Below are 26467 nucleotides of genomic sequence, written 5' to 3'. Positions count from 1 at the left end.
CACAATTTACAACCTATGTTATTTCACCAATTCCTCCTATTGGTTCTATGCGTTTACGCCTGTTATTACCTGCTGCTGGTGAGCTTTGACAAGTTTAGCGGACGCCGCCTGGCGCTGGATGGATCTGCTGACGTGTCAGAATTTGTAGTAGCCCCGAAAATTGAACCGGTAAGAGTTGTTCCCGACGTTCCTAAATACCAGTTGGAGCCAGATCCGGTAGATGAGCGAGATGTGGGCGGGTTTGATGATCCGTCACAGGCGAATGCTGAAATTGCATCACCGGACTTCGGAGCGCATGATCTGGGACTTGAAACAATTTCCACATCGGGCGGTATTCCGGTGGCTTCTGTAAAGTTTATGGACTGGTTTAAAAAAGCAAGCTAAAATACACCTGACCTATGAAAACCCTGATAATCCTGTCAGATATACTGCCTTCCGGTAGCTGGGGTGGCATCGCCGGCCAGATGAGAAGTAGTGTTTATATACCGCTTACTTATCTGTGCTGGACGCTGGCAGGAGTTTTTGGGCTGGTAGCGGCGCTCCGGGTCTATGCGCTTTGGAATATTAATGGTCGTGCGCACCTCCATATCGATGCCAAAGTGTACGCCTGGGTTGGCGCTGCTATTTTTTTTATCCTGGCTAATACATTTATTAAGGCGGTGCTAAACGTGTGATATGGTGAGCGAGATATCCCTGGTATTACTGGTCTGCGGAGCTGTGGTTGCCATCATCGGGGCGCTCAGGATCTATTATAAATGGAGCAACGGCGCTGATTACATTGAAAAGGACGTAATGCTTTGGGCCGGAGGCCTGCTTATGCTGGTACTTATACAGTTTTTTGTAAGAGCAGTTTTTTAATTTATAAAATATAACCACCTATGAAAACAAACAACCATTTAAAATGGCTGTGCCTATGCTGTGCATTTTTATCAAGCCTTTCGTTATTTGCTACGCCGCCGTTACTGGATATTACTACCGGCATAGATGGTGCTGCTAATACGGTAAAGGGAGTCTTCTCCAATGTTTCCAACCTTGTTCTGATGGTGGGAGCAATTGTGGGACTTGCCGGGGGGATCCGGGTCTACAATAAATGGAATAATGGAGATCAGGATGTACAAAAAGAACTGATCGGATGGGCAGGTGCCTGCGTGTTCCTGCTTTTAAGCGGCTCAACCCTGAAACTGTTTTTTGGACTTTAAGCAATAGGACAAAATCAGCCGCAAATCGTACACAACATATGAACAACACACATTCCTACAAGATCTACAAAGGGCTGCAGCGCCCGCTTGTATTTAAAATTTTCAAAGGCAAATACATCTACTGGGCACTGGGATCTATTGTCGCCGGTGTAATAGCCGGTGGAGCAGCAAGCATGATCATTTCCTCCTTCGCAGGGGCTGTAACCATGGTATTGGTTACTATCCCGTTGCTGTTTTTCACCATCAGTAAGCAAAAGGAAGGGCTTTATGAAAAAACAAAGGAAGACTGTATTTACATGATAGGCAAATTCAGGAATCTAACTATTGACTGGTAACTGTCCGTGTTGTTGGCCTGCAACTTACATGCTCATCGATTTTACAACACTTCACTTGAACCACCGACCTATGAAATCAAAAAAACCATTTATAGAACCCTTTATTGGCACGAGCGTAGTAAACGGGCTCACCTTACTACACAGCAGTAACGGTAATTTTTCCGTAGTGATGGCTATTGAAAACCCGGCTATGCAATACGCTGCCAACCCGGAATCTTACGAGATGTATCATACCTGCTTTGGGCAGATCGTCAAGTTGCTGACAGACAACTATATCCTTCAGAAGACCGATATCATCGCCGTAAAGACATTTAGAAAAGCGCAGGTAAAAAAAGATTATCTATCCCAAAAATACTTTGAACATTTTGCCGGAAGAAAATACCGGGATGTTCAGACCTACCTCACCATCACCAAACAAAACAAAAAAAGCCGTTTTTTTACTTACTCCCAAAAAGAGGTAACGGAGTTCTACAATACTATCTTTAAAGTAGAGGACACCTTGAATAGCTATGGGATTAGCACGAAAAAGTTAGACGACCGCGAGCTCAAAAACCTGTTCATCGCCTTTATGGGATTTGATTTCAGTAACGAGCAGTTCGCACTGGGTAATATTGCCTGCAATAAACACGGGCTGGATTTTGGAGATAAATCACTGCGGGTGGTGACCATCGTTGACCCGGAACAGATGAACCTGCCCAACACAATGCAGACCTTTAAAACTCCGGAAAGTTCCGGGTCTGATTACCCTTCCGATAATTTCAGTTTTCTGTTGAATATCCCGGATGCGCACACCGTGCTCTATAACCAGGTAGTTTTTATTCCCGATCAGTTGAAAGTGAAAAAGGACCTGGAGCTGAAAAAGAAAAGACACAGCTCCATGCCCGATCCGGAGAACCAGTTATCAGTACACGATATAGAAGATATGTTCCTGGACATTGCCCAGAACAATGAGTTGATCGTAAAAGCTCATTACAGCATATTGGTATGTGCCGATGAGCTGAAACTTCCGAAAGCCTGTAACTATGTGGACACCAACCTGTTTGGACTGGGCATCATACCCGGGAAGAATACCTATAACCAAATGGAGCTGTTCAGAGCCGCCATTCCGGGCAATGCTGATGAGTTGAAAGTCTGGGACAAGTTTGCCATCAGCCGGCCGGCAGCGCTTTGCTTTTTTTTTAAGGAAAACCTGATGCAATCGGAAGAATCCGACTACCTGCTCTATTTTACTGATCGGCAGGGTATCCCGGTAGGAATAGACACTTCAGAAAGGCCTCTGCAAACAGGACGCATGAACAACCGGAACCGGTTTGTACTTGGACCTAGTGGCTCTGGAAAATCTTTTTTTACTAATAGCTATGTGAAGCAATGCCATGAGTTGGGCGCTGATGTGATACTGGTGGATACCGGGCACAGCTACCATGGCTTGTGCCGGTATTTTGGTGGTAAATACATTACCTATCGGGAAGATCGCCCCATTACCATGAACCCCTTTAAAATCGAAATTGTCGAAAACAACGAAGAAAAGCGAGAGATTCTAAAAAGCCTGATCGGGCTGATCTGGAAGGGAGTAGATGGCAAGCTCAGTCAGGTAGAAGATTCCATCCTGGCCAAATGCATTGCAGATTACTACACAGATTATTTCGGAAAACGCCAGTACGTCTCCAGCCTCAGCTTTAATTCCTTCTATGAATACAGCGTTGATACCATTAATGGCATTGTTGATACAACCGGTATCCGGTTTGACACGCAAGAGTATCGCTTTATCCTGAAGAAATTTTATAAAGGCGGTATTTATGATAAAATCCTCAATGACGATTTTGACAATACACTTTTTAATGAATCATTCATTGTTTTTGAAATCGACTCCATAAAAGAGCACAAATTGCTTTTCCCCATTACCACATTGATCATAATGGATGTGTTCATTCAAAAAATGCGGTATAAGAAAAACAAAAAAATACTAGTGATCGAAGAAGCCTGGAAGGCCATTGCCTCTCCTATGATGGCCGGGTATATATTATATCTATATAAGACAGTAAGAAAGTTTGCCGGAGAAACCATTGTTGTGACACAGGAGCTGGATGATATTATAGGAAATGAGATCGTTAAGAATAGTATAATAGCCAACAGCGACACAATTTGCCTTCTGGATCAGGCAAAGTTCAAGGATAGCTTCGATGATATTGCCAAACTGCTCTCCATTAATAAAGTAGAGCGAAGTAAAATTTTCACAACGAATCAGCTGGATAACAAAACAGGGAGAAGCCGATTTAAAGAAGTGTATATCCGGCGAGGGGCCGTAGGTGAAGTATATGGAGTGGAAGTGCCGCTTCAGGAATACCTGACCTATACAACGGAACGGTCGGAAAAAGAAGCCGTTGAGTTATACCTGGAAAAATTTGAAGATTACCAGAGGGCAATGGATGCGATGATCAGTGATTTAAAACAATCTGGTAAAACACTGCCGCAATTTATTAAAGCGGTTCATGGGCAGGCAATGGCGTAACCAGATTACTAAATACATACAAAAGATATTACACTTATGGAAACCGTTCTACCTATGAATCATAACGCAGGAACGCGCAGGATCTGGCTTCGGGTCCTGCTGCCTACCTGCTGCCTACTCACCTTAATGTTGCTGCCGGGTGTTTTGATAAATACCCTGCAAGCCCAAAAAGTCGTAATTGACCCGGTATTGGCAGCTATTACAGGAGCAAGCGCTATCGTGGAAAATAATTCTTATGACAAGATCAAGGATAAGCAACGGGCCATTGAAGCCCTGCAGACAGCTACAGTAGCTACCACTGAGTTTATTAATAACTGGCAGAAGAAAATTTATAATGGGTTGCTTTACGTTAGCTCCACCGTTAATAATGCCTGGCAGATCTATGAAGCGGGAAAGCTGGTAGCGGAAATCTACGACCTAGAGAAGCGTATGTTGGAGGAAGCGCGTAAACAACCACTGGCCCTCATATTTGCGCTGAAATATCAACGGGAAATGGTCATCAAGGCCATAGAATACTATAATCAGATACAGCAACTGATACTCAAGACCGGTGATGAAAAACTGCTGATGAACGCAGGAGAACGAACGCTACTCTTAAATCAGGTTCTGGAAAGCCTTCGTGTCATACAGGCCTATGCTGTATCCTCCTATTACAAAGTTCGTTATGCTGTGATGAACGGTATTATTAAAACGCTGAATCCGTTCGGCAGTTTTGTGAACCGGGATGCCCAAATTGTAAAAGACGTTTTAAGCAGGTGGAAACACTAGAAAATTTCGGATTTATGATTTTTGACTTGAAATTTATTGCGAACAAGCTTTCACAGTATAGAAGTAGCAAACTCATTGCAGTTGGGTGCTTAATTCCCCTCCTTTTAAGTGGGGTTAGAGGATATAGCCAAACAAAGTATTGGGATATGGTATTAACCCAAATATTGGTAGAACAAAACAAGACCAATTACAAGGATAACCAGCAAGCATTAGATAACCAGTTAATTTCACATGCAACAGTTGTCAAATGGAAAAATACGCAGGACCAGCTAAAAAAAATTGTCGATAAAATAGATAAACACCTTACTCAGGCTTTTATCGTGGCAGCCGATATCACCACACTGTATAACATTTATCAATCCATGGATGAAATGGTAGAATACCAGGAGAAATCCTTAAGAATATTGTATAGATATCCGTATGCAGCCGGGTGGTTCTACCAAAAACAATCTGATGTATATCAGTCTGCCTCTGATATGGTACGATTCATCATACTTATTATAATGTCCTATGGAGATATTAATAAGATGCAGGTGTCATCAAGAGAAACCATTTTTAGAGAGCTTAATACGCTGGTTGCTATATTGAGGGCAAAGTGCTACAGTTTGTACCAGCGAATGAGGCAGGTTGAATTTGCTCAAACGTATAAGAATACAAAGCCTTATGAATTCTTCAACAGAGATAAGGAAAAAGTACAGGAGATAATAAATGACATTAAAAATTTCTGAGCCCATGAAACTTCCGATACTAAAAAAGCTATTGCGAATAATGGTATTCTCTACTCCGCTCCTCTTGGGAGGAATAGGATTTCAGGTCCACGCACAATTTGTTACCTGGGTTTTCCACACAGACCTGCCGTTTACTCAAATAGAAAACACAGCATACAAGGTAGCCTGGAACCACACTTACGCAAATAAATTGAACGACATTAAAAATGACCGGGGGAAGACGCTGGCTTATTTGACAGTGGTAGAGGAAGTGCAACGAAAAATATTTAATACGCTTTCAAATGTGAGCAGCGCGGTTAAGGATGGCAAAACGATGGTTGCCATCTCCAAAAAAATCCCCGGCATATTCGATAATCTTCAGAAGTCAGTTCAATTGGCTGCTGGCAAACCCTATATGCTTCCTTTGGTTGAAGACATCTACCAGGTATTTTATATGCGGATATTAAACCTGAGCAGCTATTTGAAAGACATCGTGCTAAGTAGCGATGAAATAATCCTGATTGATCCGGTTCGAAGGCACCAGTTTGTTTATGATGTCTATAATGAGATCAGCATTCTGCATAGCTTAAGCCAGTCCATCCTGAATCAATACCAGCTCCACAACCTGCAGGACGCCATTGATAAAGTCATCCCGGCTTCCACTTTTTACAATATTGACAAAACACTAGTCCAGGACATTATCCGAAAAATTAAACTCTTTTAAAACCTTACGCCCTATGAAAAACACTCTCTTCAAGTACAAAAAAATATCATTTGTGGCAAGCCTTCTTGTTCCTCTCCTTTTGGGAGGGATTAGCGGAAGCGCCCAATTTACCTATGATATTGTTCAGGACAAACCCAATAATGGGCAGCTCAAACGTATGGTATTTATTAAATGGGATGATTGGGAACCATCGACTAAAACCATTCTAGGTATTCCGCTTAATGCAAAAGGTTTTGCTTTCTGGAGGGTTTTGAACAATAAATATTATACAGGGGAAGACCGACGACCGTACCGCCTAAATGGTGGCCCATTTATTAAAAATTACGCCGATCTCAATATACAGGAGTTGTCTGATAATAAAATTACTGACACAACGGAAAAAATACGCAATACGCACGCGGTTACTTACCTGAACATGAGTGGAGGAACTGCAGATGCTGCTTACAGTCTTTATTTTAAAAAGAAATTTGAGCACATCTACACCGCTTTTAATGAATTTCTGTCAGGCATACAACGGGAGTATCCGACCGCATATGATGCCTGCATGAAATCCGCATACTTTAAAAAATTCCTGGAATACCTTGATATTGCCAAAGACCGGGTGAAAGCAAATCATGAAGCGTTTGTAGATAAGGGTGTAAGGCTCGAAGCCTATATAAAAATTTACAAGGAGCTGGATGAAAAATACAAAGTGATCAGCAAGTACATGGCAGGACAGGTACAGCTTTCCAAATTTCCAACGCATAAACAGTTAAAGCAGACTGGGGAAATACCCGTCTTTAACAAGGATAAAGAAATAGTAAAGCATATCCTGGGCACCTATAAATTTTAAATTCATTAAACACCGGTTTTCAAAGTCCCCCTTGGGGGATTTAGGGGCCGCTTATAACCTATGACACTACTCGACAGCCTCAACCCCTTTTGGGATGAAAACATACTCGCCTTGATAGACGGCATTAAATCTGCGCTACCGGCTTCACCCATTGCAGGGGTGGCACACAGCGTAGCAGCCGTCTTATCGCTGGTATATCTTTCGGTACGCGCCTATTCCATGATTATCGGGGAAGGAAAACTGGAAGTAATGCCGCTTTTCCGGCCATTTGTTATTACAATGGTGATTGTTAATTTTGGACTATATACTTCCCTGGCAGATGCTCCTGGCAAAGCGGCCGGAAATGCCGCAAAAACCCAGTTCCAGGCCAATGCTCAATTGACACAGGAACTATATGACCGCAAAGCCCAGTTAGTGGATGAGCTGTTTAACACCGTTCTGGAAAACACCAACGAGATACGCAAATTGTATTATGATGCGGATGCGGATAATTCAGAATGGTCGGAAGTAAAAAATGCGGTATCCCTGGGTACCCGGGAAGCGCTGCTGAATATGTCTGCCAGCATTACGGTGTATGAAAAGCTATTTTGGATAAAAGTTTCTATCTGGCTGCAAAACTTTATTGTATGGATTGTGCTTGGCATCTTTAAGGGTGTATGTTACTGTATTTTCTTTATCGAGCTGATCCTGCTCCATGTGCTGGTAATCCTGGGGCCATTATCCTTCGCGTTTAGCATTTCTGGAGCGTTTAAGGATAGCTGGGTTACTTGGACGGCCCGCTACATTAGTGTCAGTTTCTACACTTTTATCGGCTTTATTGTTTTAAATATCGCCATGGCGATTATCATGTATGGCCTGCACCAGGAGATCGACCGGCTAACGCAGATACTGGCCGTTAAAGATTATAAGGAGCTATTCATAAAAGCCGTCAACCGTTCAGACAGTTTTATTGGTTTTATGCTGATCGCCATTGTAGTGGCCCTCGGCGGTATTGTCAGTGTACCGGTAATCACTACCTGGATCATACAAACGGCCGGGGCGGGCAGCGCCTTCTTTGGGACAGCGGTAAATACCGCCAGGGCCGGAGTTCGCACCGGAGCTGCTGTGGTTTCCTCGGGCGTATCGACGGTTACTTCTGGTATTACCCGACGGTAGAAACTCTTCAATATATTAAATCTTGACTGCCGTTTGGCAGGCTATAAACTTTTTAACTTCCATACAATGCTTATTAAAAACATCGAATCGAAAATCAAACTGGCCTTTATTGTGAGTATCGGCAGTTTTGTCATGGCCATTATTATTTGTGGCGTCTCACTAGCTTTTGCTTCCCGGATGATTGCCAGGGAGCGAAGTCAGATCTATGTACTGGATAATAATGTACCGCTTATTGCAACCAAAACCAATATGGAGGACAACCGCGAAGCGGAATATAAAGCCAGTGTAGCAGCATTCCACGATTTCTTCTTCTCTATGCCCCCCGATGATGAATACATCAAGAGGCAAATGGATAAAGCCATGTACCTGATCGATGCATCCGGCATCGCACAATATAATACCCTTAAGGAGAAAGGATATTACACTAACCTTGTTTCTACCTCCAGTGTCGTTACCTGCACAATGGATAGTATTCGGCTGGATTTGAATACAAAAAAATGGATGTTCTATGGTAAACAGAAAATTGAGCGGCCATCAATGATCACGATTCGCAGCCTGGTGACAGAGGGCGGCTTGCAGGACATTCCCCGTACTACCAATAATAGCCACGGGGTGCTGATCACGAATTGGAAAACTATTGAAAATAAAGACCTGATCAATGAAACAAAAAAACTCTTCTAAAACAGGCTGGTTAGTATTCCAGCCCTGGCGGCAATTTAAAAGCCTGCTGCTAAAGTATCCAAAGGTCTCTGTTACGGTGATGCTCAGCGTGGTAGCCATCAATGTTGCTTTAATGCTGATTTTTTCAGGAGATTTTAAATCGGTGTCCTATTCTTTTTCAAATGTCCGGTCTCAAATAACAGACAGCAGCGACCGCTCGGATATGGGAATTCCGTTCAGCTTTGAAAACTACCGCACAATGAAGGCGATACAGGATACGCTTTCCTGGCTCGCAGGCAAAGAGCATCGGACAACCGCTGACACTGCAGTCCTACTGAGACTGATTGATAAAATTGAAAAACTGGATCCTTTATTTTTTGATAAGATAAAAAAAGCAACGCATGGAAAAGACACTACAAAGTGAAGCAAATAGCAAATCTCAAATTCCAGTGCCCCCCGTCGGGCCTCCTCCCCCTTTGGGAGCAGCCGGGAGGGTACTGGGGCGGGGCTTCAAGCAACCCAAATACATCATCCCGCTGATCCTACTGCCATTTATCCTGCTATTCTATTACATATTCCATAATTGGGGAGGTGGGACACAGCCGATGGCCGTCCAGAAAGATTCTATACCTGCTAACCAGATAAATCCTAATATGCCAGGGGTATCTCCGGAAGTTACCGATGCCCGGATCAAAGATAAGTTCGGCGCTTATCTTGAAGCCTACCAGCACAATAAAGATGCTTCAGCACTGGACAATATAGATAACAACCCCCTGACTCAGGGCAATGGTTTTTCTTCCGCTTATAGCGCTGAAGACTTGCGCCGTTTGCAAGCAACTCAAAAAATGGATAGCCTCAAAAATGCGCTGAATACAGGTCAGCAAAATATTAATCGCCAGATGGCGGGTATTTATGCGGGCACCAATAGAAAGCAATCCTATCCTAACCAGGGCGATTTGTCTTCTCAGGAAGTGGCTAATGGGGTTACTTTTAACGCAGAGCGGAAGGCTCTGGAGCGTGTTAACAAGACGGACTCCTATAATGAACAAATGCAACTTTTCCGGGACCAGATGAATTTATTGGATAGTATGCAGCAGGGAAATACCGGTAAACAGGGAGCAGTGAGCGATCAACAGAGCGACAACCCCGCCGCTACCGGCGGCCGGCGTAAAACACTTACCAATAACTTTGATAAGGGGCGCTTCGATCCTGATAAGGATAGTAGCTTTAGGCCACTCAAAGTATCCAGGACGCTACAGCAAACTAATGCCTTCAATACGCTGTCCGCGTCCAAACCGGCGGATGAGATCAAAGCCATCATTGATCAAGACCTAAAAGCTATTGCCGGTTCCCGTGTGCGTATTCGATTACTGAGCGACATCTTTGTCGGCGGCAAGTTAATACCACAGGGAACTTATCTCTATGGTATTGTAACCGGGTTCCAGATACAGAGGGTGAATATTTCAATTAATCAGGTACTCAACGATAATATTCCGCTACCCGTACAGCTGGATGTTTTTGACATAGATGGTTATCTGGGACTCTATGTACCAGGATCTACATTCCGCGAGTTTACCAAAGAAATCGGAACACAGGGCACACAAGGCCTGTCACAAGTCCGGACTTCAGACAACTCCAATGTTACAACCGGCCTTGTGAACCAGGTGTTTCAGAGCGCATCCACTTCTGTGTCCAAACTCATACAAAAAGAAAAAGCTTTTTTAAAATACAATTATATCGTTTATCTCCGTTCAAGGAATTAACCTTTTCAAATCTCCCCTATGAAATTTTTATCTATTCTATTTGCGTTTCTTTTTACAATAATCCAAAGTCCTGCACAAACTATTACTGCGGGTCACCTGACCCGCAGTAATGCCCTGAAATATAAAATCGGGCTTGGTAATACTGTTCATATTATTTCCCCTGAGCCGATCAGCTACGTGGATATCTCCAGCGCTGAGGTAGATGGTGATATTGCTGAAAAAAAGCTTTGTCGCATAAAACCCTCAAAACTAAAAGAGGGCGATCAGTTTACGGTTACTGTGGTTACTAAAACCTTTTTATCTGTTTATGAATTTACCTGTTCTTCCGGCAATCCGGCCATGGAAGCACTTATTGTAAATATTAACCCCATCGAAGCTGTGCCTATTATAGAACAGGGCTACCTGACCCAGGCAGACTTTAACGGGCTGGCTATACGTGCTATGAATAAAAAGCGGGAGGTTTATGATCTGCATTCCAGAGCCTACGAATTAAGGATTGGGGTAAACAATATTTTCATAGTTGGCGATTATTTGCTCTTTGACATCGGTATTAAAAACAAAAGTGGGCTTACATTGGATGTTGATCAGATTAAATTTACCATCAAGGACGAAAAAATACTCAAGGCCACTGTAAGCCAGCAATTGCCTATCGAACCCTTATACCGTTTTTATGACGATGGCAACCTTCAAATAAAAAAGCATTATCGTAATATCTATTGCTTTAAAAAGTTTACGTTTCCTTCTGACAAAGTGCTCTGTATTGAGCTTACAGAAAAGCAAATAAGCGGCAGAAAAATACTGCTAAACATTGATTACAAGCAGGTACTGACCGCTACTATCTTATGACATTTTGCTGATAATAGCTGGCATTAATTTATTGCTAACTCAAAACACCCCCTTTGGGGGCTGGGGGCGCTATGGAAGAAAATCAACAACAATTAAAGCTTTACGGATTTTTCCAGACATTTATTTACCTCTTCATTTTTGCTGATATCTATGTACACCTGTTTTCATTTGCCTATAATGACAACCCTATTCTTGCGAGGCTCAATGAAAAACTATACCGGATTCCGGTATTAACGGACGCTGTACTCGGACATATTATCGTTTTTGCTTTGATAGTTGTTATCAGCCTTACGGCAAAAGCCAGGAAGAATATCCACTTTAGCATCTACAAACATTTTGTTTATCCTTTTCTTGTAGGGGTAGCTTTTTTTATAGGAAGCGCCTTTCTATTTTACTGGGCAGGTCTGAAAACTACCGGAGCCACAGCCTCCCCATCGTTGGTGTTTAAGGGCATCACTTTCGGCTGTTACGTTCTCGGGGCTTTCCTTCTTCAAATATCATTTTCCAATCTCACCAAGCATTTTAAAAATACGCTGAAAAAGGATGTCTGGAATGTGGAAGAGGAAAGCTTTATGCAAAACACCCAACTCGTAAAAACTGAATACCTGTTTAATGTTCCCATACAATTTTATTATAAAGGGAAGGTCCGGGACGGCTGGATGAATATTAATCCTTTTCGCGGGTGCATGGTACTTGGAGTTCCGGGATCAGGAAAATCGGAGAGTATTATCATACCCTTTATCAGGCAATTCTTGGCCAGAGGGTTTTCGATGTTGGTCTATGATTTTAAATATCCCACACTGGCTTCCCTGGTATATTATCATTACCTGAAAAATCATCAGAGAGGCGGCGCTTTAAGGAACCACAGGTTCCATGTGATTAACCTGGACGACATTGAGTATTCTGAGCGTATTAACCCCTTAGATACACGGTATATAAAATCACTCGCTGATGCCGGAGAAACCGCTGAAGCGATCGTTTCTGCCTTAAAAAAGGGTGACCGTCCCTCTGGCAATGAGCAGTTCTTTACCCAGTCCGCGATCAATTTCTTATCAGCTTCAATTTACTTTCTAGCTAAATACAAGGAGGGAAAATATTCCAGCCTCCCCCATTTACTCGCCTTTACCAGCTTGCCTTATGAGAAATTGTTTGCGCATTTGTTCACAATGCCTGAATTACAAAGCCTCGTGGCTCCCTTTGCCAGCGCTCATAAAAACAAGGCGCATGAGCAACTGGAAGGTCAGATCGGGAGTGTACGGATTAATATTTCCCGGCTGGCCACCAAAGAAACATTCTGGGTGTTCGGAGCCAATGATTTTGACCTGAAGATCTCTAATCCACCGTCTGTACTGGTTTTGGCGAACTCCCCTGACAGCCAGAATATCAACAGCGCCTTTTTTGCGTCAATATTACTAAGGATTATCCGGCTGGTAAATAGTCCGGGGAATAATCCATGCGCTATTGTAGTGGATGAGCAACCTACCTTATACCTGCATAAATTGGATAACCTGATCGCTACTGCCCGGAGCAATAAAGTGGCGGTGATGTTAGGACTGCAGGATCTGGCGCAACTACAGCAGCAACAGGGAAAGGAAACTGCCAATACAATCAGTTCACTGATGGGAACAATTGTAAGCGGTGCCGTGCGGTCAAAAGACACACTGGATTGGCTTGAGAAACTTTTCGGGCGCATTAAGCAGACTTCTCAAGGGTTGAATATCGACCGATCTAAAACCGCGCTCAATATTAACGAGCGTATGGACACCCTAATACCGGCATCTAAAATCGCTAATCAGAATACTGGGGAAGTGGTAGCAATGGTTTCCCGCGACAATGTGGAAACCTATAGCAATTTTGAAACCAATACCTTTAAGTGCAAGGTTAAGCTGGATTTTAAGCAGATCAATGCGGAAAAAGCCGAATATCAACCACTGCCTAAGTTTTATGATTTTGGAAGACCGGACGAAAAAGAAAATTTTCTGATGGAGAATTTAAAGAAGGTGTATGAGGACGTGGAAGGTTTTTGATAGCTAACGGTGTCCTATATGAAGGGGGCCAATTAAATTACATTATGTGCATTAGCTCCGTATCTATAAATAAGACTATATGGCAGAAAATGCCTTCTGCGTCTATACCGCATATTAGAGGGCTACTCGAAGTCGCTTCGCACGTTCTTTAAACGCATCTTCTCCTCCTTCAAGAATAGAACACACTTGCTGGCGAATAATCGGGTTTTCCAGTCCTCCACTTGTATATGTAATTTTAGGTAACTGATTGGGTCGATGGTGGCCACAATTCGCGACGATAACCTGATCTGCATCCGTATTTACAACAAGGTTGGCGTTGTGTGTGACTATAATAATCTGCCGCCTGCTTTTTACTTTTCTAAATAGAGGAACCAACTCGTCAAATATAGATTTTGGATCTAAATTTTCTTCCGGCTGATCTATAATAAGAGGTCTGTCATCTTCTTTATCAATAGCCAGATACAGCAATAATAGAACAATACCCCGGGTTCCAGGTGATAACTGGCGAATATCAACACCGTCATACCGAACACTATAATTGACTGTAATATGGTCTGTAGAATATAGCCAACTTGAGACCTTGTTTAACCAGTTGGCATAACCAATTTGATCTGCTTTTTCGACTTGAGCATGTTCTAAAATAGAATGTTCATGATTTGTTCTAAATTTTGCTATTGCGTTGGCAATCTCATCGGTGGTTCCTGTTTCCCAAATTTTCTTAAGCTCATTGTTAGCATGATTCAAAAGAGTACCTTTTCCTTTAAAGGGTCCGTTTTTCCTTAAGTCAAGAAGTTCCTCCCCTGCCGCAGCCCAAGCGCTGATATCTGCGCTACGCTGAACCTCAAAAGTAAGTTGAGATAAAGATCCTTTCTGGGTTGTAAGGTTATTCATCAAAGGCCGATAGAGTTCGGTTAGTTGCTTTTCTTCTTCGATAATAGCTTTGAATACTTCATTATAAGCTTTTCTTCTTGTTTCCTGAATAGCTTTTGAACGGTCTGCCACGCCGTTCGCGTCAACAATCTGCTTCTTTATTTTCTCAAGTTCTGCCTCCTCCTTAATGATCCTTTCGCTAAGGCGTGTGTATTGTTTTCCTTTCTCGCTATCTATTCCAATTAAATGCTTTAATCTTGCAACTTCTTGGGTAAGTGTTTCAAAATCGACTTTCTCTAATGCAACTCCTGTTGGTAAAAGCGAAGTTTCGTCATATTTTGCAATTGTCAAAGGGGCCCCTTTAATTTCTAATACGGCTTTATCAGCGTTGGTAATTTCTTCATTTACAATTTTTGAGACATCAATTTTGAAATCGACCTCAAAATTTTTCCATTGAGTTGCTGTAAGTCCGGTAGAACTGTATGTTGAAGACAGCTTTTTAGTATAATTAGGAAACGTTGAAGTCCGTGCTTTATCGATCTCTTGTTTAAGTTCTCCAAGTGCTTGCCTTTTTCTTTGAGCCTGTTCCAACAATAGAGTTACTTTATCGAGAGCAGTAGAAACAGTTTGAAATTCGGTCAATCTTACATTATTACCTGTAATCATCAACTTTTGACGATTATCTTTATCTGTTTTTACCAGGGCCTCCTTTTCCTTGAATTTTTTCTGCAACCCTGGAAGATTAAGTTTCTTAATTCGTTCTGCGTTCAATTCTTGAGAAGAAGTTTCAATAATTTCTTGCTGATTTTCTCTTTCTTGTCTTGGAATTGCAGCTCTTTGCGATAGAAGTTCTTGAAAATCTGTAAAGCCAAGACGGTCTTCTTGTGGGTGAGAAACAAATATCACGCGCTCAATTTCATCCATGAGTTCATCAGTCATCCCTTCTGATGAACACAATTTGTCGACAAACTGTTGGGACAGGTATTGCACACGCGGGCTGTCTATTAAATCTTCAAATTCAACTTCGCCAACTGCTTGGTGCGTTGAACGTCCTGTTTGCCATTTCAATTCAATATCGACAGTTGCTAAATATTCTTTTGCACGATTAATAAATGAAGCATCGCTCAATTGTGATGAAATAGCCATACCTCCAACGGCAATAAGATCCGCTAAAGCCGTCTTACCAGAGCCTCTTGCTCCGATTATTGCCACCAGTCCTGAATTAAGTTGGATGTTGTCAGGGGTAACCCAGTCCGCATTGGTAATAATAACTTCTTCAATAATATTAGATGAAATTTGATTGTTAGACGGTACTGGTCCAACAATAACGCGATCTGCCGGCTCTATACAAATTTGGCGTAGTGACTCAAACTTAAGATCACCTTTAATCCAAGTATATCTGTCTAAATCTGGGCGCCCTACTTTTTCATTCGTATGTGCATCTGATCCATGAATACACGGCTTGCAGCCATTATATTTTTCGACCAATTGAGCTAAGCTTGCCGGACCCTGCCCTAACCAAAATTTCCTTTGCGCTTCGCTTCCGGCAAAGATTATCTGAGATGTTCGCTCAATATGCTGTCTAATTGAGCTAAAGGTTGCATCATTATTAAGGCCCGAAGTTCCATCACCAGTATTAGCAGATACGGCAAGAAGAATGTTCTTTCTCGCCCAGGCACTGTCTTTAAAGGCCGACTCCAATTGAGAAAAAATAACCTTGAACTGATTAGTACCTGCCTCTAATGCTTTTACGTCATCGATGATTTTATCATCATGAAATTTTCCTAATCTTGTCAGATCTTCTTTTTGACATCTGAATTTTTCTCTTCCTACAGAGTAGTCCAGGTTTTGCAAAAATCTTTTTGCTTGTTCAACATGTTCAGGATCTTCAGGGGAAATAAGTAAATGGCCATTTATGGCTACATTTTTGGCTGTGCCTAAAAGAAAACGTAATTCAATATTTGGAAATATAAGTTCTACCCCGGAAAGACGGCCAGTAGCTTTCGCTTGTAAGGTCTTTTCGTAGCTTTCAATACTGTAATAATCGGTTATGCCAAGCACTTTTATTTGAGGCGCAGATTGTTCAATCCTGTTTAAAAAATCGTCCCAAGGATCATTTCCAGAATACATGTCGTTCATGATTGTTCCGGGGGTGTGGATATGTGGCTCCCAGCGATGCCAAATAGAACCTTGCAAATTAGCTTGGTGATTAGATGTGTGTGCTTTGGTTTGAAATTTCATATTATTTTTCTATAAATCCTATGGATAAAAATAAACTATTACGGTAGTGTATCAAAGAATGCAGAATATAATATCTTATCTACAAAAGTTTTTTATTAATCACCTGCATAACTTCCTGAAACGTGACCTCTCTTTCTCTTTTAATCTTTTTTAAAAAGGCATTCCACATTGTAATACGAGTGGGATCATCTTGAAACGTCTCAGAAAAAATAGAATGTTCCCTGGACAATTCCGTTCCCCTGGCCTGGAAGGTTACTTTGATAGCATCCTTCAGCGTCTGTTCATTGACATTTTCGTTGATCAGTAGCTGATAGACATCATAAAAATCTTTCATCCTGCTGTTAATCGTTCCCAGGAAAACCATTGTTTGAAACTTTTCGGCGATGACGGTTTCAATGGTATATGCCAACAACTCTGGAGCGGGTACTCCCTGTATGAGAACAGGGAACTTTATTTTTACAGGTTTCGGGGTTATTTTATCGCCAAAGCCAATATCTATCTGTATTCTCTGTTTAACTGTATCAAAAGCTGCTGGGAAGAATAGCCGAATACCGCCGTATTCACTATTTTCGGTAATCTGCTCTGTTGTTATTTTTTCCTCATCAAATTTTACTGCGTCATCACAACTCACTGAAAGGATTTCTTGGAAAACCTGTTGCAACTCTTTTGGATCATTTGAAGTATTCTGGCCTGACAGATCAATATCTACTGTGGGGCGGGTAAGCAACCCCTGGAGTGCATAAATGAAATTGCCTCCTTTGAGATAAAAATGGCCAGCATATTTGGAAACAGATAATCGGTATAAAAAACGTTCGTGCAAATACCGGGTTACTACCACCTGAAACGCGATCTCTTCTTTTTGGGCGATATTGAATAAGCGAGATCTTATGGATGTAGCGGAAATCATAGCAATGACTTTATATAAGGTGCCAATATTTTTTCAACTCGTAGTATAACTGCATATTGCATCAGGCGATCAATGTCTTTGTTTTTTAGCTGAAAATAAGATTTAATTACTTCCTGCATGATGTCTTCCCCCACTTTGTTCCTGAACTTTACTGCATCACATACTGAGCGCTCCCGGTCATAAAATTTTAGAATACTGCCATTCTCTTTTATTTCGGTAATACCAAGAGCATATACCTTATCGCTCCAATAGTGTATCGCTATCGGTGGATAACCTGGTGTTTTTATTTTTGTGTTACGATGCAGGGCCACATGATATTCGGATGCAATAGTTGTGGTAAATCCATACTGCTGCCACGCTGTAAACAGACAAAAAACGCCGTTCGGTATCATTTCCGCAATTAGCACCTTATCGTCCTCCCTCAGATACTTTTTATGCGCATATAGCCCATGTTTTGCTTTAAAGACCTTCCCGGAGTCAATAAGTTTCTCCAGTTGATACCTCAAATCTCTGCTCAGGCCACTGGTGTCCAGGTATCCTTTATTTGATTTAAAACGATGTTCAACGCTATTCATTTACGTAATTTTACACCACAAATATAATCAGTTGTGGTGCGATATTACAAACCAATCGCTTCAAGTAGCTTTAATGGATTAACAGCCAAACTCTTATACCTCATCCCAAAATGCAAATGCGGCCCGGTTGAACGGCCTGTGTTGCCGGATATGCCCAATGCAGTACCTCCTTTCAAAGTATCGCCGGGACTACAAAACAGCCTGCTTAAATGGCAATAGATGGTTTCCGCATCGCCGTGCCCCATTACTACATAATATCCTTCTACATCTCCCCAGCCAGCCTTTTTAATGACACCATCTGCAACAGCGTAGACCGATTCATACAAGGCTTTCAGATCAATGCCCCAATGAAACTTCCGCTGACCAGTCACCGGGTGCCTGCGCCAGCCGTAACCGGATGTAGCTGCCATGTTTTTTAGTGGGGCATAAAAACGTTTTGGCGTAACCGGCACGGGTCTAACATCAGTATAAAGAGTTTTCTCCCTGATTGGGGTTTGCGATACTGTAGAATCCGGATTTTCCTTACCAAGATTCACAGCAGTGCCATTTTCGGCCCGGCCATACATATTAATAGTGATAATCTGGGCCTTCACCTGGTTAGTTGAATATATTCCTATGAGGAGTAAAAATATTCTTAATAAAGATTTCATTTTGTAAATATAGTTAATAGTTATATTTTTATGCCAAATTAAACCTATGAAGTACTCCAAAGAACAACTTCCCTGGCAGGATTTTGCTGTTTTGGGACTAGACCGGCCGCAGGTGCTTTCCTTTCCTAAATCCACCATTGACGCTTTATTATCCGGTAACCGGACATCCCTTATGCGTTTTGAAAATGCAAAAATTCCCGGAATGTCTAGCTCTTACCCTATTGATGGGAAACTGTCATTAAAAAAAGGCACAGACGGGCAACTACAGCTGCTGATCCATCCCATCAACCCGGAATTAAAAAACAACTTTGAGCTGTCAAAATCTGAACTTAAATACCTGGAATCAGGAAAAATGGTGTTTATTCCTAAACTGGTAACCGGCGAGGATGGCAAATTGGAGGAGGCGCTGGTTGCTTATGACCAGGTAACCAATGAGCTAGTTGCCTTCAAACGGGAAGGCTTAAAGGCGCCAAACACTATTAATGGAACCAAGTTGACCCCGCAGCAGCAGAAGGATTTTGTTATGGGTAAGTCTATAACTGTAAACGGGGATAACTACCAGATAGACCCCAATAATGAAACTGCCGGCGTAAAAAAACAGGCAGGAGCTATTCGTGAGCGCCCCCAAACCATTAATAATAAATACCGTTCCCCGGAACTCATTATGGATATCATGCTGCTTACCACCGGTCTTGGACATTATGTATTGCTCTGGCACCTGGCTAAAATGCTACTTCATTCAAGATCCTTAGGATTCAGCCTGGAAAAAAGCCTTCACAACCGTTCATTCCGAAACTCGTTAGCAGATGCTCAAAAGGAGATCGTTCAAAAGCAACAGGAACTCTCCCGGCAGGGTGTGGATAAGGATGGAAAAGCAACTAAAACGCTCTCTATGGATGAGCTCATTGGTATTATTGAAAAGAAAGCGGGCGAACATATCGTAATAGATAAAATAGAATCCGGCAAACAAGAAGCAGCAGGTGGGCAGTCCGTAGCTGTTATTCAGAAAAAAGAAGGGCCCTCTGGTGGTCCTTCAATCAGGGATGAAGAACCTCGAAGCCGATCTTTCAAAGTATAACCTATGGAATATTTTTATCCATTTCGCCTGCGTCCGCCATGAATGAAGGGGGTATTTAAATAATATTCACAAACTTATCTGCCGTTGTCGGTAGAAAACTTCAAATTACATACCCGCCTGTCTAAAGGTCAGGCATCAAATAAAATCTATGAAACAGGAAAATTTTGAATATCTGTCCCAGCAGTTAAAATACCTTGGCTTTGGGGATGAACTCACGGGCGACTTACATAAGAATATGGGAAAAGGAAACCAAGCCTTTACGTTAGGGATAACGTTGGTTTATTCTTCATTTGAAAAAAATGCTGTTCAGTATGACCTGAATTTCCGAAAAGGGAGAGAAGATATGTACTTTCTCAATTCTTATATCGCAAGGCTCGGCGAGGATACGGCGAAGTTTTATGTAAACAAAGGCGAGAAAAACATCACCTCAAAGGAAGCCTTTAACCTGATGGAGGGGCGCGCAGTTTACCGCGAGCTTACCAATAGAGAAGGCGAAAAGTACCACGCCTGGCACAAGATCGATACCGAAAAAAGCGAAGGCGAAAATATCAAATTCAAATCAGCTTCCGCTGGCCAGGGATATGACCTGGAGGCCGCCATGAAAAAAGTAGTCTCTCAGGAATTATTCTTTGGCCTGGACAAAGACATGGCTATTGAATCCCTAAAAAAGGGCAACCTGGTGGAAGTCAAAAATATGGACAAATCGGAAAAGTACTGGATTGCAGCCGACCCGCAATTTAAGACCCTGGAGATATTTGACACCAGTGGCACAAAGCTGAAGCTGGAAGACGTGAATAAAGAAAAAACAGCTGAAGGCGAGAAACAATCAGCTGGCATGACAATGTAGTGGTCCTGAGTAGTTACATAAGCGGGCTGCCCTTTTCTTCAGGAAACAGCTCGCTTATTCTATGCAACCTTCGGAGTAAACTAAGAATCTATGAAAAAGAAGGCCACGCCGCAAAATCAATTAACTTTATTTGACCTTTTTAATGAAAATAGTGATCATGAAACCTCTAATAGAACAATACAGCCTAGTGGAAACGGACCAGACGAAATACGCCCTGAAACAGAGCGAGGAAATCCAGCTCAAATCAAGACTGAACAGCTACAAAGCGAGGCAACTCTTCGAGATGCTGAAACAAGGACAACCGGAACGGTTTCACCAGATGATAAAGGAGGGCAAACTGATACCCTTCCTGAACGACCTGTCGAACCAGTATCTTCGGAAAATCCAACAACAGATCGACAAGGGTATGAACGAAGCCGAAGCAGCCGAGATCCAGTGGCCGCTGCTGATGGAACAGGCCGGCCTCAAATAATCCCTCCAGCTAACTACCATCGCACCAACTCATTTTTCAGCGCAAAGTCATTTTCAAAAGTACAGGCATTTCGTGCTAATATTCTCGCACTGGAAGCCCTGCATCAACTTAACCAAACCAGGTGCAACGCTACCCCTCAGGAGCAGGAGATCCTCGCCCGGTATGTGGGATTTGGTGGTTTAAAAGAAATGCTGCTGGACCCGGCAATTGATGCCGAGTGGAAAACGCAAAACGACCTGCAACTTCGCCCCTATGTTCAACAGGTAAATGCTATTTTCCAAAGACTTGATCCGGATGGATCACTCGATATATTACGTTCTGCCAGGCGTTCCATACTGAATGCTCATTTTACAGACTATGCGATCATTAATGGCGTTTACTCCGTTTTGGAAAAGACAGGCTTTAAGGGTGGCAATATCTTAGAACCTGCTGCAGGCGTTGGGAATTTTTTAGCCGCGATGCCGCCCGCCATGGCATCAGCATCGCAGGTAACAGCTGTGGAAATGGATGCCGCAACTGGTATGATCCTGCAAAAACTGTTTCCAACAGCTAATACTTATATAAATCGTTTTGAGAAACAGGATTTCCCTCCCGGTCAGTTTGATCTGGTCATTTCCAATGTACCTTTTGGCGAAACACCGGTTTTTGACCCGGGCCTCGCTAATCTCAAAGACAACTCCTGGTACAAGGCCTGCAGCAATATCCATAACTATTTTTTTGCTAAATCGCTCCTGCTCCTAAAGCCCGGTGGCATAATGGCAATGATCACTTCGCGCTATACAATGGATAGCGCCCAAAATAGCAATATCCGGAGCCTGATGGCCGAAAAAGCCGCGTTCCTCGGAGCAATACGCCTCCCTGATACCGCTTTTAAAGTCAATGCGGGTACGGAAGTGGTTGCGGACATTATCTTTTTACAAAAGCCTTATCCGGGTGAGGCCCTGGTACAAAACCACGCGTTTCAGCATATCCGCTCTGAGCCCTTTACCGATACTGCCGGGGTGAACGGTATGCTCTCTTACAATGAATATTTCTTTGATCATCCCGGGCATCTTTTAGGCCAGAAAGAATTTGGCGGGTTGTACAGTAAGGATGCTTTTAATTTGAAAGGAGATAGCACTATAGATCTCTTTAAAAGCATCACATCTCTTGGAGAAAAGTTATTCCCTGAGCCTGTAGTAAAACAGCATTCCATTAATCTTTTCCCGGTGGATATCACTGGTGATGAAAAGCAGGTATTGCTTCATACGCACTCCTCTGAGTTTGATATTGTTGGCAATTTGATCCATACCGATAATGGCGTCACTGGCACAGTGTCATCAGATTACTATATTGATGAAGCGCTGGATGAGCGGGTTAAATCTCTGGGGCTACAGCCACATCAAATCCGGATGGGTCAACTTTCCGAAGCTGATTTAACAATTTTAGAAACCGAAGGGATTGACCCGGCCGATTTTCGCATACGGGTGATTGAGCCAGTACGCATTAGCAAAGCCGATCAGCCGAAGGTAAAAGAGATCGTACAAATAAGGCGACTGGCCAAGGAGCTCCTGTTTAAAGAGATGAACCATTACTCAGGTGAAGCGCTGCGCCCTTTGCGCAAGGAGCTGCTAGAGGCCTATCGTCGCTTTACCCGAAAATTTGGCAACCTGCTGCATAAATCCAATGAGAAACTGCTTATGCAGGACACCGATTGTTTTATGATCCGCTCCCTGGAGAAAAAAGACAAATTAACCGGGAAAATTACTCCATCAGATATTTTATTTAAAAGAACGATCGCCGCTGTGCGTGAAGTAGACCGCGTGGATAATGTGCAGGATGCCATAACGCTTTCTCTTCAAAAATACGGCAGGCTCGATATGAACTATATCTGCGAACTGATGGAGTTGCCCTTTGAATCACTAATACAGAGTCAGAAAGGAGATGAAACACTGATTTTCCAGGATATGGATGGCTCTTTTAAAACAAGGGATGAATACCTGTCGGGCCAGGTAGTAAATAAACTTCAGGCGGCAAGAGAACAGGTGGCGATGAATCCGGCGTTTCTTAACAACGTGGAACAACTGGAAAAAGTGCAGCCCAGACCCATACCAATGGTGGATATTTACTGTCCACTTCATGCCCGGTGGATCCCAAAAGCAGATGTCCAGGCTTTTATCTCGGATCTGCTGCATACCGAAAAATTTGACCTGATATTTTCCTCATCGCTGGACACTTATACGCTCACCATTAATGATAAAACAGCCCAGTCCGAAGCGTTTAGATCCAAGCGCAAGAGCGCTGCATGGATCATCAACCATTCCCTGAATGGAGTTGAGCCTATTGTGAAATATACGGATAAAGACGAAGAAGGCAGGGAGATCATCGTTTTCGATCCCCAGGATACTCATTTTGCAAAGGAGCTGTACAAAAAAGTAAAGAATGCCTGGGATGAATTTAAGCTTTCCGACCCTGAAAGAAGACGTGAGTTGGAAGCTATTTACAATAAGCTTTATAATACCACGGTACTGAGAAATTATGATGGCTCCCATCTGCTGTTTCCTGGGCTGTCAGGGTTTACACTACGCCCGCACCAAAAAGATGCTGTGTTCCGCAATGTTCAGCAACTGGGAGGCATCAATGACCATAAGGTCGGTGCCGGAAAAACACTGGTACAGATCTGCACGGCGATGGAACTTCGCCGTCTGGGCATTTGCAATAAACCGATGATCATCGGGATTAAATCTCAGGTTCCTCAACTCTACGAGTCCTTCAAAAAAGCCTACCCGCTTTCCAAAGTACTATTTCCATCAGAAAAAGATTTTCAGCGGGAAAACCGTCTGCACCTCCTCAATACCATTGCCACCAATGACTGGGACTGTATTATTCTTTCGCACGATCAGTTTAATCTGATCCGGCAGCCCATCAACATCCAGGAAGCCATTATCGAGGAACTGAAAAAAGAAATCGAAAAGGAGATGTACTCCACCGATGATAAAGCGCTGAAGAAAAAGCTGGAAACACAGCTTTACAATTACGAGCAGAAGCTGGAGCGGCTGAATAACCAGAAAAAAGATAGCCAGGTTTCGGATTTTTCCCAGTTGGGAATTGACTTCCTGATGGTCGATGAAAGCCAGGAATATAAAAATTTAGAATTCCTGACCCGCAAAAGGAATATCAAGGGCCTCGGCAACCCACTCGGAAGCAAAAGGGCTTTTAATATGCTGATCGCTTGCTGCTATTTACAGGATCTGCATGGGGATGATAAAGGCATCCTTTTTTCATCGGGAACTACCATCAGTAACAGCATGGCAGAGTTTTATCTTTTGATGAAATACCTGCGACCGGATTACATGAAAAAAATTGGTCTGAACTCCTTTGACCGCTGGGCGGCCAATTTCGCCAACGATTTTTCAGAGCTGGAATATTATATGGGCCGGTTTAAGGAGGTGCACCGGTTCCGGGAGTTTACCAACCTGCCGGAACTTATCACAATGTACCGGGAAATTGCCGATGTACGCAATGAGCAGAACCTCCGGTTAGATATACCCAAAGCCTCGCATAACCTGATCAAAGTAAAACCTTCTGAGGTACAGTTGGCGCATATCCAGATGCTGCAACAGTATATAGACAGCAAGGGCGTTGATTACGCTGAAACCTTAGGGCTAACCGCAGGTTATGATCCGAACAAAAAGATAAATCCCTCTTTTGCTATACTGGCGATTAACTATGCCAGGAAATTGAGCCTCGACCCCAGGTTAATCAACAATAAACTGCCTCCCGGGACCAAGCTGGAGGAGGCAGCTGATGATATTGCTGCTCTTTACCACGGAGCAACGCACTTTAAAGGCACTCAGTTTGTTTTTTGTGACCTGGGCACACCGAAATCCAGGAACCAGGTAGATAATCTGTATGATTTTCTGGAAGGAGATATACCTGATGCCGACCTACACGAGATATTCGGTGAAAACTATTATGACTTGCCCCGCAAGCCTTCTATTGAAATTGTTAAAGACAAATTGGCGGGCGTACTGAAACTATCTTATGATGAAGCAGATAAACTAATCCTTGAAGCCAACACCGCGGAAAACTTTAATGTTTATGATGAGCTCAAACGTCTATTGGCAGCAAAAGGAGTTGCTGAGCCAGAGATTGCTTTTGCACATAACTATAACACCCGCAGGCAGAAAGAGACCCTGTATGAACAAATCAACGCAGGTGAGATACGTGTTGCTATTGGCAGCACCAAAAAGTTGGGCGTTGGGGTCAATGCACAGGAACGCTGCATTGCCGGCCATCATATTGACATTCCCTGGCGACCTTCAGATTTGGAACAGCGTAATGGCAGGTTTGAGCGACCGGGAAACCTCATTGCTAAAACCCATTTGGGTAATAAAGTGCAGGCATTTTACTATGCTACCGAGCGGACACTGGATGCTTCAATGTATAATACCGTTGGCCTGAAAGCCCATTTTATCTCACAGGTAAAACTTAGCGCCAACCAGGATGTTCGCATAGCTAAAGATGTGGAAGAAGACGTGGACATGAGCCAGATGGCAGCTGAACTCTCCGGAGACCCTATTTTTAAAGAAAAAGCAACCCTTACAAAAAAAATCACCGAACTGGAACAACTTAACCGCTCCTGGCTGCACAAGCGACTGAGCACAGAAGACAACCTGAAACAGGCTGTACGCCTGAAGGAACATTATGAGCAGAAGATCGATGTATTGAAAATAACAATCCCACTGCTCGATGACTTACCCAAAAAGAATGGCGAGCACCTCATTAATGCAAGGGTTGGCAATGATCAATTTGATAAAATCGGGGAGTTCGGCAAAGCCATGCTCCGGGAAGGATTATACCAGTTGCAATACAAAAAGCATGGGCAGGAGTTTGAGTTGGGCACGCTCTGGGGATTTAAAGTAGCCGGTATAGTTGAAAACAATATTTTCAATAAACATATTAACCGTCAGGTGCTGTCTCCTGCAGGAGAAAAAATAGGCGCAGAAACAAAATTACCAGAGGGAGAAATGGCTATTGCCCTTCAGGTTAAAAATATCATTCTTGGGATGCCCGAGGAATTGACTGCTACTGAAAAAAAACTTGTTGATTCCTGTAACAATATCCTGGAATATCAAAAACAGTTAATGGATGATAATCCTTATAAGGCTGACTTGATGTATTGCCAGCAAAGACTGGCGGAAATTGACCGGCTGATTGTAAAAAGGGCAGAAAATGAAAAGAAGCAAAACCAAAACGCAGCTGAAACTCAACAACAGGTAGCGCTTTCTGTATAAACTTCTTTCCGCAAACTGTCATATTG

General features: G+C 42.8%; 24 protein-coding genes. 20 read left to right on the top strand and 4 right to left on the bottom strand.

Features of this window, described 5'->3' with window-relative positions; genetic code table 11:
* The first annotated feature begins 15 nt into the window (after positions 1 to 15).
* From GGU45_RS06770 to GGU45_RS06695, 16 genes are all read left to right on the top strand, one after another.
* On the top strand, positions 16 to 384 hold the full coding sequence (locus GGU45_RS06770) for a hypothetical protein (protein WP_435223205.1): 369 nt from the start codon (positions 16 to 18) through the stop codon (positions 382 to 384).
* 14 nt (positions 385 to 398) lie between these two features.
* Positions 399 to 674 carry a DUF4134 family protein gene (locus GGU45_RS06765; protein WP_435223203.1) on the top strand — a complete coding sequence of 92 codons (276 nt, stop codon included), beginning with the start codon at positions 399 to 401 and terminating at the stop codon, positions 672 to 674.
* A 1-nt stretch (position 675) separates the two neighbouring features.
* Positions 676 to 858 (top strand): DUF4134 family protein, encoded by a 183-nt coding sequence (locus tag GGU45_RS06760; RefSeq protein ID WP_435223201.1) that lies wholly within the window; start codon positions 676 to 678, stop codon positions 856 to 858.
* A gap of 20 nt (positions 859 to 878) precedes the next feature.
* Positions 879 to 1199, top strand: a complete 321-nt coding sequence (locus tag GGU45_RS06755) for a DUF4134 domain-containing protein (protein ID WP_435223199.1) — start codon at positions 879 to 881, stop codon at positions 1197 to 1199.
* 38 nt (positions 1200 to 1237) lie between these two features.
* Positions 1238 to 1534 carry a hypothetical protein gene (locus tag GGU45_RS06750; RefSeq protein WP_435223197.1) on the top strand — a complete coding sequence of 99 codons (297 nt, stop codon included), beginning with the start codon at positions 1238 to 1240 and terminating at the stop codon, positions 1532 to 1534.
* Between the two features lie 70 nt (positions 1535 to 1604).
* Entirely contained in the window at positions 1605 to 4043 is a 2439-nt protein-coding gene (locus GGU45_RS06745) for a TraG family conjugative transposon ATPase (RefSeq protein WP_435223195.1), read from the top strand.
* A 54-nt stretch (positions 4044 to 4097) separates the two neighbouring features.
* Positions 4098 to 4811 carry a hypothetical protein gene (locus GGU45_RS06740; RefSeq protein ID WP_435223193.1) on the top strand — a complete coding sequence of 238 codons (714 nt, stop codon included), beginning with the start codon at positions 4098 to 4100 and terminating at the stop codon, positions 4809 to 4811.
* On the top strand, positions 4799 to 5539 hold the full coding sequence (locus GGU45_RS06735) for a hypothetical protein (RefSeq protein ID WP_435223191.1): 741 nt from the start codon (positions 4799 to 4801) through the stop codon (positions 5537 to 5539). The genes GGU45_RS06740 and GGU45_RS06735 overlap by 13 nt, the downstream gene beginning before the upstream one ends.
* 4 nt (positions 5540 to 5543) lie before the next feature.
* Positions 5544 to 6242 (top strand): hypothetical protein, encoded by a 699-nt coding sequence (locus GGU45_RS06730; RefSeq protein WP_435223189.1) that lies wholly within the window; start codon positions 5544 to 5546, stop codon positions 6240 to 6242.
* Between the two features lie 52 nt (positions 6243 to 6294).
* Positions 6295 to 7074: a hypothetical protein gene (locus GGU45_RS06725; RefSeq protein WP_435223187.1), complete on the top strand. Its 780-nt coding sequence runs from the start codon at positions 6295 to 6297 to the stop codon at positions 7072 to 7074.
* Between the two features lie 60 nt (positions 7075 to 7134).
* Entirely contained in the window at positions 7135 to 8229 is a 1095-nt protein-coding gene (locus GGU45_RS06720; protein WP_435223185.1) for a TraJ family protein, read from the top strand.
* A gap of 66 nt (positions 8230 to 8295) precedes the next feature.
* Positions 8296 to 8910, top strand: coding sequence for a conjugative transposon protein TraK (gene traK, locus GGU45_RS06715; RefSeq protein ID WP_435223183.1), 615 nt, complete (start codon positions 8296 to 8298; stop codon positions 8908 to 8910).
* Complete coding sequence (locus tag GGU45_RS06710) at positions 8888 to 9313, top strand: hypothetical protein (RefSeq protein ID WP_435223181.1); 426 nt, start codon at positions 8888 to 8890, stop codon at positions 9311 to 9313. The genes traK and GGU45_RS06710 overlap by 23 nt, the downstream gene beginning before the upstream one ends.
* A complete protein-coding gene (gene traM / locus GGU45_RS06705) occupies positions 9291 to 10652 on the top strand; it encodes a conjugative transposon protein TraM (RefSeq protein WP_435223179.1) in 1362 nt (453 codons plus the stop codon). The genes GGU45_RS06710 and traM overlap by 23 nt, the downstream gene beginning before the upstream one ends.
* A gap of 18 nt (positions 10653 to 10670) precedes the next feature.
* A complete protein-coding gene (gene traN, locus GGU45_RS06700) occupies positions 10671 to 11498 on the top strand; it encodes a conjugative transposon protein TraN (RefSeq protein ID WP_435223177.1) in 828 nt (275 codons plus the stop codon).
* Positions 11499 to 11551: 53 nt separating this feature from the next.
* Positions 11552 to 13525 (top strand): type IV secretory system conjugative DNA transfer family protein, encoded by a 1974-nt coding sequence (locus GGU45_RS06695; RefSeq protein WP_435223175.1) that lies wholly within the window; start codon positions 11552 to 11554, stop codon positions 13523 to 13525.
* A 114-nt stretch (positions 13526 to 13639) separates the two neighbouring features.
* On the opposite strand, the gene GGU45_RS06690 is transcribed toward GGU45_RS06695, so the two are convergent.
* The 4 genes from GGU45_RS06690 to GGU45_RS06675 form a co-directional block, all read right to left on the bottom strand.
* Entirely contained in the window at positions 13640 to 16636 is a 2997-nt protein-coding gene (locus GGU45_RS06690) for a TrlF family AAA-like ATPase (protein ID WP_435223173.1), read from the bottom strand.
* Positions 16637 to 16715: 79 nt separating this feature from the next.
* Positions 16716 to 17543 carry a nucleotidyl transferase AbiEii/AbiGii toxin family protein gene (locus GGU45_RS06685; protein ID WP_435223171.1) on the bottom strand — a complete coding sequence of 276 codons (828 nt, stop codon included), beginning with the start codon at positions 17541 to 17543 and terminating at the stop codon, positions 16716 to 16718.
* Complete coding sequence (locus tag GGU45_RS06680; RefSeq protein ID WP_435223169.1) at positions 17540 to 18118, bottom strand: type IV toxin-antitoxin system AbiEi family antitoxin domain-containing protein; 579 nt, start codon at positions 18116 to 18118, stop codon at positions 17540 to 17542. The genes GGU45_RS06685 and GGU45_RS06680 overlap by 4 nt, the downstream gene beginning before the upstream one ends.
* Before the next feature lie 44 nt (positions 18119 to 18162).
* The gene (locus GGU45_RS06675) at positions 18163 to 18906 is read right to left on the bottom strand and encodes a M23 family metallopeptidase (protein ID WP_435223167.1); all 744 of its coding nucleotides are present in this window, start codon (positions 18904 to 18906) and stop codon (positions 18163 to 18165) included.
* Here GGU45_RS06675 and GGU45_RS06670 point away from each other — a divergent pair.
* From GGU45_RS06670 to GGU45_RS06655, 4 genes are all read left to right on the top strand, one after another.
* Positions 18815 to 19846, top strand: a complete 1032-nt coding sequence (locus tag GGU45_RS06670) for a DUF4099 domain-containing protein (RefSeq protein ID WP_435223166.1) — start codon at positions 18815 to 18817, stop codon at positions 19844 to 19846. The genes GGU45_RS06675 and GGU45_RS06670 overlap by 92 nt on opposite strands.
* 148 nt (positions 19847 to 19994) lie before the next feature.
* Positions 19995 to 20693 (top strand): hypothetical protein, encoded by a 699-nt coding sequence (locus GGU45_RS06665; RefSeq protein ID WP_435223164.1) that lies wholly within the window; start codon positions 19995 to 19997, stop codon positions 20691 to 20693.
* 157 nt (positions 20694 to 20850) lie between these two features.
* Positions 20851 to 21165: a hypothetical protein gene (locus tag GGU45_RS06660; RefSeq protein WP_435223162.1), complete on the top strand. Its 315-nt coding sequence runs from the start codon at positions 20851 to 20853 to the stop codon at positions 21163 to 21165.
* Positions 21129 to 26441, top strand: coding sequence for a helicase-like domain-containing protein (locus GGU45_RS06655; RefSeq protein WP_435223160.1), 5313 nt, complete (start codon positions 21129 to 21131; stop codon positions 26439 to 26441). The genes GGU45_RS06660 and GGU45_RS06655 overlap by 37 nt, the downstream gene beginning before the upstream one ends.
* The last annotated feature ends 26 nt before the right edge of the window (positions 26442 to 26467 follow it).

It is taken from the genome of Niabella hirudinis (assembly GCF_051201075.1).
Taxonomy (GTDB): Bacteria; Bacteroidota; Bacteroidia; order Chitinophagales; family Chitinophagaceae; genus Niabella; species Niabella hirudinis.
The sequence above is the reverse complement of the archived record's forward strand: the minus strand, read 5'-3'. Positions and strand labels throughout refer to the sequence as shown.

Bases quoted from the DNA above. Each gene is read 5' to 3' on its own strand.
- GGU45_RS06745 (WP_435223195.1), top strand. From the start codon at position 1,605: ATGAAATCAAAAAAACCATTTATAGAACCCTTTATTGGCACGAGCGTA.
- GGU45_RS06670 (WP_435223166.1), top strand. From the start codon at position 18,815: ATGAAGTACTCCAAAGAACAACTTCCCTGGCAGGATTTTGCTGTTTTG.
- GGU45_RS06665 (WP_435223164.1), top strand. From the start codon at position 19,995: ATGAAACAGGAAAATTTTGAATATCTGTCCCAGCAGTTAAAATACCTT.
- GGU45_RS06680 (WP_435223169.1), bottom strand. From the start codon at position 18,118: ATGAATAGCGTTGAACATCGTTTTAAATCAAATAAAGGATACCTGGAC.
- GGU45_RS06675 (WP_435223167.1), bottom strand. From the start codon at position 18,906: ATGGTGGATTTAGGAAAGGAAAGCACCTGCGGCCGGTCTAGTCCCAAA.
- GGU45_RS06690 (WP_435223173.1), bottom strand. From the start codon at position 16,636: ATGAAATTTCAAACCAAAGCACACACATCTAATCACCAAGCTAATTTG.
- GGU45_RS06755 (WP_435223199.1), top strand. From the start codon at position 879: ATGAAAACAAACAACCATTTAAAATGGCTGTGCCTATGCTGTGCATTT.
- GGU45_RS06770 (WP_435223205.1), top strand. From the start codon at position 16: ATGTTATTTCACCAATTCCTCCTATTGGTTCTATGCGTTTACGCCTGT.
- GGU45_RS06765 (WP_435223203.1), top strand. From the start codon at position 399: ATGAAAACCCTGATAATCCTGTCAGATATACTGCCTTCCGGTAGCTGG.
- GGU45_RS06750 (WP_435223197.1), top strand. From the start codon at position 1,238: ATGAACAACACACATTCCTACAAGATCTACAAAGGGCTGCAGCGCCCG.
- traK (WP_435223183.1), top strand. From the start codon at position 8,296: ATGCTTATTAAAAACATCGAATCGAAAATCAAACTGGCCTTTATTGTG.
- GGU45_RS06685 (WP_435223171.1), bottom strand. From the start codon at position 17,543: ATGATTTCCGCTACATCCATAAGATCTCGCTTATTCAATATCGCCCAA.
- GGU45_RS06710 (WP_435223181.1), top strand. From the start codon at position 8,888: ATGAAACAAAAAAACTCTTCTAAAACAGGCTGGTTAGTATTCCAGCCC.
- traN (WP_435223177.1), top strand. From the start codon at position 10,671: ATGAAATTTTTATCTATTCTATTTGCGTTTCTTTTTACAATAATCCAA.
- GGU45_RS06740 (WP_435223193.1), top strand. From the start codon at position 4,098: ATGAATCATAACGCAGGAACGCGCAGGATCTGGCTTCGGGTCCTGCTG.
- GGU45_RS06720 (WP_435223185.1), top strand. From the start codon at position 7,135: ATGACACTACTCGACAGCCTCAACCCCTTTTGGGATGAAAACATACTC.
- traM (WP_435223179.1), top strand. From the start codon at position 9,291: ATGGAAAAGACACTACAAAGTGAAGCAAATAGCAAATCTCAAATTCCA.
- GGU45_RS06760 (WP_435223201.1), top strand. From the start codon at position 676: ATGGTGAGCGAGATATCCCTGGTATTACTGGTCTGCGGAGCTGTGGTT.
- GGU45_RS06730 (WP_435223189.1), top strand. From the start codon at position 5,544: ATGAAACTTCCGATACTAAAAAAGCTATTGCGAATAATGGTATTCTCT.
- GGU45_RS06660 (WP_435223162.1), top strand. From the start codon at position 20,851: ATGAAACCTCTAATAGAACAATACAGCCTAGTGGAAACGGACCAGACG.